Consider the following 10,949-nt stretch of genomic DNA (forward strand, 5'->3'; position numbering starts at 1 on the left):
CAAATCCGGATTTGCTTAATATACAGGGTGAAGAATTGATGCGGGGGACACAGATATTTTGCCTGCTCCTCTCGTAAAGCAAGCATTTTTGCCTATTTTTTTATTGAAGGATTGCATATAATGCTATATTATGTTTTTTTCTTTCCGTTTCCGCAACAAAACCGTAAAAGAACTTCGCAAGAACCGGGGCTATACTGCCCATGAGCTGGCGTAGAGGGCACGGCTAAAACCCAGTATCATTTTGCGGGTTGACGATACTCCGCTCAAGAATGTACCCGAACCGCTGTATTCCAAATTGCTGCCCTTCCTGCGAGGCGATGCGGTTGACAAAGCCCCCCTGGCTATAGATCGCTTGGGACTCCCTTCAATGCCTCAAATCTAGCTTAAAAAAGTTAATCCCCGGCTCGCCTGCTGAAGTTGAGCCGGGGATTGGACGCTACCGTCCAGTGTTTCAATCAATCCAAACAGGTTTTCTCTTTTCAAGAAAGGCTTGAATACCCTCTTCGCAATCCTTGGTCGTACTGTTTAAAACCATCACTTCATTGGCATAGTTTAAGGCCTTGAAGTCGTCCATGTTGATCTGTTCGTAAAACATGCGTTTTCCGATGGCCAGACACGATTTGCTGTATTGGGCGATGGTCGCGGCCATCGTATAGGTTGCGTCATCGAGCTGATCCGCGGGAACGGTTTTATTCACCAGCCCATGGATCAGAGCTTCTGCAGCAGGCATAAATTCTGCCGTAAAGAGCATTTCCAGGGCCTTTTTCCGGCCTATGCTGCGGCTTAGAAAGACCGCCGGAGCACTGCAGAAGAGCCCGATCTTCATGCCGGGAGTGCCGAACAAGGCATCATCAGAGGCTACGGCCAAATCACAGGCCGCCACCAGTTGGCAGCCAGCGGCAGTGGCAATTCCATGAACCTGAACTTCTTGCTTCAGCACCCCTTGTTTCAACAAACAAAAGGGAAGCAAAAAGAATGTCTCCCGCTCCCCCCCCGGCTTTATTTAGAGGGCTCTTACAGGCCTGGCCTCAATGTATCCCCGTTCTCCCATAGGTGCCAGTTTGAATATCCGCGAAGTGTGCCACGGAGAATAACCTGCTGCCCTGCTTAGCATATATAGTGTGATGGGCTTATTGATATTTTCTGAAATATAATCCTGAACCCTCTGCACCGCATTTATGTTCTCCCAATTATCCAATTCGTCACCTCCTGCAAGAAAAGGATAGCAGATATTGAAATGGATACTCTTGACCTGCCTTGTCAATCTGGAAACCCCGTCAATCCTGCTTATTAGCCATTCCCTGACTCATAACAAAAAAATTGGTCTTTATGATAAGATCCGCTACTTGCAGAGTTTTTTCCGTTTCACTGTCTGCATCTAAATCGTAATCAATGCCGTCCGGGCTGACACGGGCCGCCTGCTTGATGTAGTCACCTCTGGGAATGATGGCAAAGCCTTCCGCTAAGCTCATCAGATTTCTCCCCATGGCATAACGGGCAGTTTCCTGATCAAATCCCATTAAGTAAGCGATCGTCGGCAGAACATCCACCTGCCCGCCGTAAACCCCGGGCCTTTTTCCTTTAAAATCCGCCTGGTAAATCATCAAAGGTACAGGCAGATATTCCCTGATCCATTCCTCGCTGCTAATCTCTTCCCCGGCCCATAACTCCTCCAGTTGCGGTTTGTCTTTTTCAAAAAGCCCGTCATGATCTCCATAAATGACCACCAGCGAGTTGTCCAGCAGGCCATATTGCTCCAGTTCCTGCATAAAGTCGCCGATGGCCTGATCGGCATAGCGTACGGCTTGCAGGTAATTCCCCACATGGGAGCCGTCCAAAGACGGCGGCAGTTCAAGATATTGCTTATCCGGCGGCATGTAAAAGGGATAGTGGCTGGTAAGCGTGATGATAAAAGAGTAAAAAGGTGGGGGAATCTCATTCAACATAGCCGCCGACTGCTCAAACATAGCCGTGTCGCTGAGGCCCATGCCCACGATATCTGTTAAGGCAAACTTATCAATATCCCAAAACTCATCAAATCCCAGGTTGGGATAAACGACATTCCGGTTCCAAAAACTGGCTTCGTCGCCGTGAATAGCCACGGTTCGATATCCATAACCCTTCATCAACATCGGTAAAGAATTAAACCGGTTCCCCGGGTAACGGAAAAAGGTGCTGCCTTGCCGAATGGGATAAAGAGAATTATTTACCACCAGTTCGGCATCAGAACTATTGCCATCGACGGTTTGAGGATAAAAATGCCGGTAATAAAAACTGTGTTGCAAAAGCTCGTTTAAATTGGGCGTAATAGGCTGTCCGGCCACAGTCTCACCGATAACAAAATTCTGCAGGGATTCCACCTGTATAATGATCAAATTTTTCCCTTCGCTCTTACCATGCAGAGCAGAAAAAAGCTGGTCATCACCCGGCAGCTCCCGGTTGTCAAACCAGGCCAGGATCAGATCTTCTATTTCATCGGTCAGTTCGATATTTCTATCCATCATATAATAGGCCGTATCCACGGCATGAAAGCCCAGAGGGCCAAAGTTTTTAAATGTCATAGCCGTATCAAAACGGCGGAAGATATCGTTTTTTTCATAGTAGGTTTGCTGCACCGGATAGAAGCACGTCAATACCAGGCCAAGAATCAACTGGATTGCAAAAATGACTCGGCTTTTGGGGAGTCGGGCCGCACCGGTCAGCAAGAAAAAGAAAGGCCAGATCAGCATATCGGCGAAAAGAAGGAGGTCGCTCATCTTCAGCAGAGCAAATATGCTTTCTTCCAAACCGTTTAAATTCGCTGTCTGCAAAGCGGAATATATAGTGAGGGGAATATTAAAATAGCGGTAATGCAGCAGGTCGGCTAAAAAAAGAAAGGAACAGCTTAGATTGAGTGTGTAGAGAAAACTCCTGCGCCAAAATGGGCTCATCAGGTAGGTACTGGCTGTCAGGACCAGGAGCAATCCACAGTTTAGTAATAGTATCCTTCCGGGCAGAGCCAAATTTAGGGAATGTATGATGAAACACGCTTTGAGCAGAATAAACGATAGAATCAAAGGTGCATCAAGGTAACCTGAGCGCAGCAAATTTGGCTTCATCATGGCATAAATACATTCCTCCCAAATTCTCTAACTTAAGCAGCACCTAAAAGCCGTTATTATATCCCGCGCTGTCCATTTTAGACTGTGGCCTTATACTTATAAATTTAAAAAGAGCCGTTTATTCGATGGCTCTTACGTGCATTCTTAAGCTTGTTTTACTATAAAGCAATTTTCGAATAAGGGCAAGAATATGCCAACGGAACGGTCGGTCCTGATTTATCATACATTTCCGTTGCATACGGTAATAAGCAGAAAGCGTTGCCTTGACCTGGGGTGCATTGATAAGCCTTCTTCTTATTCCTCTGGTTGCCTCTTTCTTTATCCTCAGGGTTGACCGGGCCAAAGTCCGGACCAACGAAATGTTCCTGTCTTGCCTCTCTCAGCCCAACGTCGCTGTCCTGTTATCTGAGGCGCCGGTGGCGCTGCAGGAAGCGGTACAGAAAGACCGTTCCCGTATAAATGAGGCCGGTTATCACGATCATATAAACACTGAATGCCGGCAGGGTCTGTGTCCAGGAGAATGCCAGTAAATAGGCGATATATGCGCTTCCGATAGCCAAGCCCAACTTGCGCGTCCGGTTGCTGGTAAAAATGGTGCCGTCCGCTGACAGGGAAACCCTTTCAAAAATGATCACTGCCAGGACTAGTAATAACACTACCCCCACTAACAATATGCCGCTTTCCAAGAGGTAATCCGGGCTATTAGCACCGTTGCTGCTTATGCCGGTAATGGTAATAAAGTTTGTATAATGATCTATATGAGTGATATCCCGGTCGTTCCGGGAAATGTAATCATGTAGATTAAAATATGACCCTATGGCATAAATACGAACAGAAACCGCTTGGCTAACCGCGAAATAACGTGCGGCAATATTATCGATCATCCCGGTCAGCATACCTGGCAACATATTCAGTAAAAAGACAATAGAGCCTGCTGCCAAGACACCAACGCTAAAGGTGGCCGCCATCAGCCCCAGAGTATAATAGGCCAGACACAGAGCACCGGCTAGCATGCTCCAATTCAGCACATCCCGGCTTTCGAAGGGCATAGGGTGTATCCAGTTAAAAGCGATTAAAAATAGAGCGTTCATGAGCATGGCAATGAGAATGGTTGCTGCCCCGGGAATAAATTTGGACAAAATAATTTGCCTGCGGCTAACCGGGGTGCTCACCAGATATTTCAGACTGCTCTGTTGTTCTGCACCCAGTATTATTATCCCTAACAGAATAGAACCCGTAAACGGAAGCCATTCCAGCAGTCCGGTATAATTCGAGGGGTGTATCTGATTGATACCGAAGTGCAGTGCATAGTTCAATTCCTGCCCCCACTGAAGCAGCGCCGTATCACCCTGCAGCAGGCCGAATAAGGTTTTAATTACCGGTGCATAGACTATCAATATCAAGGTAACCAGCATATACCCCCGGCTATGACGCCATTCCTTATCCAAAAGCCCCTGCATTGCCGCTGAAAGATGCATTGATGTCTCCCCCTCTATGTTTACAAGTACCTGAATGGAGGCCGGCGCTAGCCATTCGCCCCAAGCTTCCAGGCCAGCCAGCCTAATAACCAGACCGCAGCGTATATGAACAGATATGACCCCAACCACATAACCGGGAAATAAACCAGATATAAGACTGCGGTCGCGGCAGCTTCCCCCGCCCATAGCAAAGCAGACAGCAAGGATATCAGCATTATTGCGATATGCTTGAAGTTACCGAAAAGCAGTATTTCTCCCCGGCGTTCCAGGTGGTTTTTTTCAAATAACACCATAGCTCCCCATAGGCATAGGCCGGAAACTAACAATAAAACGGTTATCTCCAGAGGATAATCGGGTTTCACTCGATCGATAAGCAGACCGCCATTGCTGATTAAACGCCCATCCCGGCTGATATAATTGGGGATAAAAAGATAGGTCTCTAAAAACTGCAGTTTTATTTCGAACTGGGAGGAAAAAGTGTAGAACCGGCTAAATACCTGCCCGGCTATAGTGATCAATATCCAGGGCAAGCCCGTAACAACCGTCGCGATTAAAGCCGATGCCAGAGTCCCCCGGGTAAAGGAGGCCACCAGGAGAGCCAGGCTGAACAGGCAGAGCAAGGCCACGGTGGTAATAACCGCCCAATCCATTACCTCCGGAATGCTGTATTGCCCAGGCCGCAGTTCCTGACCCACTATAAAAAACAGACTGATAACAGACATCATTGTTATAATTGCCAGCCACCCGCTTATAAATTTGGAAATTATAATCTCCCTGCGGCTCACTGGAGCAGCTACCAGATAATTAAGGGCGCCCCCCCTTTCTCCGGCCAGCATCAGGGCAGCCAGGAGCACCGCCGCAACCATCGCTGCGGTCTCGGTGGTTGAAGATCCGGTCGCCAGTATATTCTTAATGCCCACAGACCAGGCGTCGGAATCCGGCCGGTTAATCCAGATAGCTGCGGGCCAGATAACAGACTCCGGGCTTATTGCCAAAAAGGCCAGGGCGAAATACCAGCGATATTGCCTCCATTCTATCCAGAGCAAGCCTTTTAACCTCATAATTTCACCACCCCGGTACTTCTGATCCCCACCGGTTTCTCCTTGATCATAGGCATCCTTCCGTCCCCCGCTTCCCCAAGCCATTTCTAAGTCCGCCCGTCGACATTACATCTGACCTCAACCCGCCGATTCCATTTCCCGCTTCTCACATTCCAAACCCGTAGCCCTCAGCCTTCATTAACTCCACAAACATACTCTCCAGATCAAAGTCCATCTCCTTGATCATTTCAGCTCCCAGCGCGCTTAGCCGGGGATAAATGCCGTCCCGCTCACCGGTGATGGTAATTGTTGCTACCTTCCCGCTGCTTTGCCAGTTAAGCAAGCCCGGCAGCGATGCAATTGCCTCCCCGGGAGGCTCGCCCCCAAAAACAAGCTGCAGGCGGTGCATGGATTCCTTCAACTCATCCAGGGAGCGGCTGAACAACAGCCTGCCCTGGTAAATGGCCGCGATATGGTCAGCGCTTTGTTCCAGATCATTAAGGTTGTGGGTGGAATAAAAAATGGTGGTCCCCCGGCTGGCGGCTTCTTCAATAATGGTATGGAGAAAAGCCCGGCGGACTACCGGGTCCAGTCCCGCGGTCGGTTCGTCCAGCAGCAGTAAACGCGGACGCAGGGCCAGAGCCATAACCAGGGATACCTGCACTTTTTGGCCCCGGGATAAACTGTGGATACGCTGACCAGCCGGTAAACTGAAAGCCCGGTGCAATTCATAGCAACGACCCTGATCCCAGCAGGGGTATAATTTACTTCCCAGACGATACATTTCGGCAACCGTAAAGCCAGGATACATAAGCGGGACATCAGGCACATAACCCACCTGGTCTCTGATGCCGCCGTCCTTTTCCTTGATACTGCGCCCCAATATGAATGCTTCGCCGCGGTCAGGACGAATTATGCCCACAAGCATCTGGATCAAAGTTGTTTTACCCGCCCCATTGGGACCGATAAGCCCAAATACGGAACCGGCGGAAACCGCCAGATTTAATCCGTCAACGGCTTTGAAGCCGTCAAACGACTTGTATAAAGCCCTGGTTTCTATGGCAAGATTCATGATTACTTCCCTCCCCTTTTCCCCCATTTATCCAGGCTTTCAGCAAACAATCGCTCTATCTCAGCGCGATCCAGGCCCAGATGGTAAGCCTCTACCAGCACCTTTTCCAGCTGTCCCGTCAGCTTTTTTCTGGCCAGGTTCAAATCAGCACTGGAACGATCCGCTATAAACGTGCCCCGGGAGCGCATGGTGACGATTATCCCCTCCTGCTCCAGCCTTTGGTAGGCTTTGGCGACAGTATTGGGATTCAAGGAAAGTCCCGTAGCCATATCCCTCACGGTGGGCATACGCTCCCCCGGAGCCATTATTCCCAGAGCCACGGCTTCTTTTATTTCATCCACCAGCTGCTGGTATACCGGTGTACTCAAACGCGGGTTTATATCAAACCACAAGCGACCACCCTCTTTTGTACTACTTGTTATAGTACAATTATAATTAAACAGCGAAACCATGTCAATAAAAAAACAGCGGAGTGTCTCTCGAATTTGAGAAAATCACCTCGCTGCATTTAATTTTAAACATTATCGATTGATTAATTCCCTGGTTCGCAGCCCATGAGGACCAGGGTATTCACCCGGCAAAATATTGTTTCACAAAATCCGGGACTGAGGCAGGTGTTAGACTCCAATCAATGTTACGCAGTAGAGGCAAAATAAGCTTTGAAAATAAAGGCTTTGCAGATACCAAAACCAATAGGGGGAGGTGTTTATACCGCGCTTTTCCGTCTGTGCCGATAAACGTGATTTTTACTTGTTGGGTTATTCCCAAACCCTTCAGCAAATTGGAATTTGCTGATTTATTACATCTTAACTATCTTTCTAACTGTGTTTGCCGTTCGTATTGTTAGCTTGCTACTAATGTTTGCGTTAGCAGTCTTTGACCACCAATTTGTCTTTTGATAATCCTTTCGACTAAAAGACCAGAATACTGTTTTTTTGTAATCCTTTATCTTTTCAAGTTCTTCTTTAGGCTCTCCTATCTCACTAAGCACATCGGCAAATGTTGTTGGCGGCATTATAAAAATTAGATTATCATATATCTCCTTGTTTTCAGTTCCCCACCAGTCGGGAGCGTTATGTAATATATCTTCCAATTCTTCTTTTAATATGACAAAAATCGGTATATCCAAATCAAACCTGTCTTTTATCATTGTTTCAATTTGACCGGAAAAATCCTCATCATCACTTGAAAAGATGACATTGCCGCTATTCAGATATGTCTTAACTTCTACTAAACTAAGTTCTTCAAAACCTGCCTTTAATTCAGACATTGGGATTTTATTTTTACCACCTATATTTATGCCCCTTAAAAAGGCAATATATCTTTTCATCATAGCTTTTCCTCATCAAATTCCAAAGTGTTATTTTCGGTTTGGTTTTCTCTTAATGCCTAACAACTGAATAAAGTCGTTAAACATGGAAGTATCAACCGGCTCAAACATTACCCATTTTTCGTCATGGTAAGTTTTTGCTTCGGCCGCTGCTCATTGTAAACTCGTCATATTTACATGCCTAATTTATAATAATAATATGTGAATATATGGCAGTAGCCTTTAAAAAGCAAATATGTACAAACAATACTTAATACCCAAAAAATCGCACAATCAATAATTAACCTTTTCCCTTTTTTGTACCAAAAATAAAATATACTGAGAACAACAAAAAAATACCCAAACACACAATAAAGCCAGGTATAATCATTCGTATTCCACATTACACCTACTGTAAAGCGTGACAAAGCACTATTAATTATTAACACCATTACGCAGAAAACAATTAAACCTAATACCCGAAATAATCGAATCTTATCGTATTTGTTACGTAATAAACTGAATATTAAATATAAAATAATAATGATAATAACTGAATTTATAACCATAGCTCCCCATTTCCGAATTCTATACCCTAGCTATTAAATTAGCTGTTTGGGTATATTATACTGTTTTACTAAACTCTTTATAATTCTTGTGGATACCACAGAAAAGAGCCAGCTGGTCCTCAATTGATTTTCGGTGTCATAGTAATCGTTTCATTGTTATTGCCCCACATCAGATTTAGAGTGCAAACAGTCTTGGGATTCGGTATAAAACCACTACCTCTCCTGCTAAAAACCCTTACCCATTCATCATTATCTGCGGATATAGTCCGAAAAGATCCCCTTCCAATACCACCACCTATATATTCATACTGTATTGACTGGGGCTTTTCATTTTCAGGCCCGCAGTATCTCACGTTTAAGTTTTGTTCGGATAATTGGTCAGCGTGAATTCCATCCTTATCTTCGTACCAAATCTGGTAGTATTGAACAAATGCCTGCGCCTCCCAGTTTTGGCCCTTACCATAAAGCAAGGCTTCTTTTCCATTGTTAAAATCTAAAGCCACTTGTTTTATTTTCTGCAAATCATTCAGTTTATTTTCAAATGTTGACTGAGGCATTGCCTCAGTATTAATCCTGTACACAAGCGAAAAGTTGCGTATCGTCAAAGTCCAATGAACATAATTATCACTCAGGGGGTAATCATATGTCAGCGCGTCTGCCAAATAGATGACAGACACATTGCGGGCGCGTTCTGCTATGGAGGAGAAATCATAAAGAATAATAGCATCTGTATCGTTAAGGTAATATATTACAGGAGTAATATCATTTCTTTTATAAGTTCCATCATCTTCTACAACCTTTGCCGGATGAAATCCTTTTTTGCTTAATGCTTTTTCAATTTCAACACGGGTTAATACATTAGTTAAATCAGGCTTAGGTTGTGCATCTGTTTTTTCGTCAGGTAGTTGATTAATAAAGACTATCACCAACAACATGAATGCACATATGAATACTCCAATGAGACTTCTTTTTATTTCATTCATAATATTCTTCCTACTGTTTGTGATCATTTAATGAATCTTTCGATGTAAATCAATTAATCTTTTTAATGCTATATTCGCATGTAGCCCGATACCGTTACAGTTATATTAAATAATCTAATTAGTGGGTTCTTGGCTTTAAATCAAATTAAATCAATACTGATAAGCACTAAGGTTTTATGTGATTGCTTAGTGACACTTTCGATGTTTGGCCTCCTATTGTTACATTAACATTGCTGGCCATACCTAATGCACATTTTACAATATTTGAATATTTTGTTAATGATTATAATGTGATAGGACCATTTGAAGTTGTATATAGCCAATAAAATCGGATCTTTGCCATTTAATTTGTGGATTTGTGAGCAGAAAGGAGCGTGTACGACTATCGAATGGACATCCTGAAAAGTCACTGTAAAGGTTGTAGCAGCTCAGATGAATTGTAATGTTATTTTTGAGGTTATAAGGCGTGAATCGAAGTCTAGGTGTCGGGGGGGACGGGGTTGGCGACTTCACATGTTGTCACCAACCCCGTCCCCCCGACACCTTGCAACCGGACTTCTTACTCTGTTTCCGTCCGTCCGTGAGATCTCCCCGGGTAAGGGCGCAGTCTTTCCTTCCATCTATCTGCCACATCTACACCGCAAGCTTCCAGATAGTTTAGGGCTTCAGTTTGTTAAGCAACCTTACCCAGCCTACAATGCCTTATGTGGTTTCTGTTCGTCAGACCGGAAGTTTGCCGCCGGCTTCCTTCAGATTCCTCGTCGCCGAGGACACCCTTGCCCTTGGCTATGTGCTTGGCACTATCAACCCGCACTAGGGACTTTCACCCTTTAGACTGCGCCCATGCCGGGCGCACTTAAAAAAACCGCCCTGTGACATCCCACCGGGCGGTTTATGTGCTACGGGGAGTCCCCGTTACAGTTTTCGATTGGTGTCAGAGGAATGGGGTTGCTGACACCCCTCCCTTGACATCCTAAGAATTATAGCTGAGCTTAGGGCTACTAGTCCGCGGCCCTAAGCCTGGTATATTAACCTTCTAATGCTCTTCTATACCTTAGATATAATCCAGTACCTACTGTTAGAAGAACAATCCCCAAAATTATAAGCTGAGTATTAGTAACACTTTTTCCATTCGAGGTAGTATTACCCCCATAGACCGCCTCCTCTGTTTGGCCATTAGCAGCCTTAGTTTCCTTTACGATAGAATCCGATATGTTCTCCAACCCTTTTATCTCATATTTTTTTAAACCATACGATTCATTATCCTGTAAAGGAAGGATATCATATCCAGATTCTTTTGGAATAAATAACGCGCGTAGTTTAAAGCCCCAAACCAGTTTTGATGTTGGATTATTAATACGCTGATTGGCTGCCTTAATATCTTGCTCAAAAGTATT

At 45.1% G+C, this 10,949-nt stretch carries 11 protein-coding genes; 1 reads left to right on the forward strand and 10 read right to left on the reverse strand.

Annotated elements, in window-relative coordinates:
• Positions 1-241: 241 nt before the first annotated feature.
• Complete coding sequence (locus tag B2633_RS14995) at positions 242-382, forward strand: hypothetical protein (RefSeq protein ID WP_483171522.1); 141 nt, start codon at positions 242-244, stop codon at positions 380-382.
• A gap of 69 nt (positions 383-451) precedes the next feature.
• On the opposite strand, the gene B2633_RS15000 is transcribed toward B2633_RS14995, so the two are convergent.
• The 10 genes from B2633_RS15000 to B2633_RS15045 form a co-directional block, all read right to left on the reverse strand.
• Positions 452-952 (reverse strand): enoyl-CoA hydratase-related protein, encoded by a 501-nt coding sequence (locus tag B2633_RS15000; RefSeq protein WP_483171523.1) that lies wholly within the window; start codon positions 950-952, stop codon positions 452-454.
• Between the two features lie 51 nt (positions 953-1,003).
• Positions 1,004-1,198, reverse strand: coding sequence for a hypothetical protein (locus tag B2633_RS15005; RefSeq protein ID WP_483171524.1), 195 nt, complete (start codon positions 1,196-1,198; stop codon positions 1,004-1,006).
• Positions 1,199-1,277: 79 nt separating this feature from the next.
• On the reverse strand, positions 1,278-3,101 hold the full coding sequence (locus B2633_RS15010; RefSeq protein ID WP_483171525.1) for an LTA synthase family protein: 1,824 nt from the start codon (positions 3,099-3,101) through the stop codon (positions 1,278-1,280).
• Positions 3,102-3,502: 401 nt separating this feature from the next.
• Positions 3,503-4,579 carry an ABC transporter permease subunit gene (locus B2633_RS15015; RefSeq protein WP_483171526.1) on the reverse strand — a complete coding sequence of 359 codons (1,077 nt, stop codon included), beginning with the start codon at positions 4,577-4,579 and terminating at the stop codon, positions 3,503-3,505.
• A gap of 47 nt (positions 4,580-4,626) precedes the next feature.
• Positions 4,627-5,724, reverse strand: coding sequence for an ABC transporter permease subunit (locus B2633_RS15020; protein WP_481039469.1), 1,098 nt, complete (start codon positions 5,722-5,724; stop codon positions 4,627-4,629).
• Between the two features lie 61 nt (positions 5,725-5,785).
• Positions 5,786-6,691, reverse strand: a complete 906-nt coding sequence (locus tag B2633_RS15025; protein WP_483171527.1) for an ABC transporter ATP-binding protein — start codon at positions 6,689-6,691, stop codon at positions 5,786-5,788.
• Positions 6,692-6,693: 2 nt separating this feature from the next.
• Entirely contained in the window at positions 6,694-7,083 is a 390-nt protein-coding gene (locus B2633_RS15030; RefSeq protein WP_481039473.1) for a GntR family transcriptional regulator, read from the reverse strand.
• 407 nt (positions 7,084-7,490) lie between these two features.
• Positions 7,491-8,024, reverse strand: coding sequence for a DUF1697 domain-containing protein (locus tag B2633_RS15035; protein WP_483171528.1), 534 nt, complete (start codon positions 8,022-8,024; stop codon positions 7,491-7,493).
• A gap of 664 nt (positions 8,025-8,688) precedes the next feature.
• Complete coding sequence (locus B2633_RS15040; protein WP_483171529.1) at positions 8,689-9,552, reverse strand: hypothetical protein; 864 nt, start codon at positions 9,550-9,552, stop codon at positions 8,689-8,691.
• A gap of 1,028 nt (positions 9,553-10,580) precedes the next feature.
• The coding region (locus B2633_RS15045) for a hypothetical protein (protein WP_483171530.1) at positions 10,581-10,949 on the reverse strand (369 nt) is incomplete at its 5' end.

Origin of the sequence: Syntrophomonas sp. UBA1041 (genome assembly GCF_002316705.1) — a bacterium.
Lineage (GTDB): Bacteria > Bacillota > Syntrophomonadia > Syntrophomonadales > Syntrophomonadaceae > DTU019.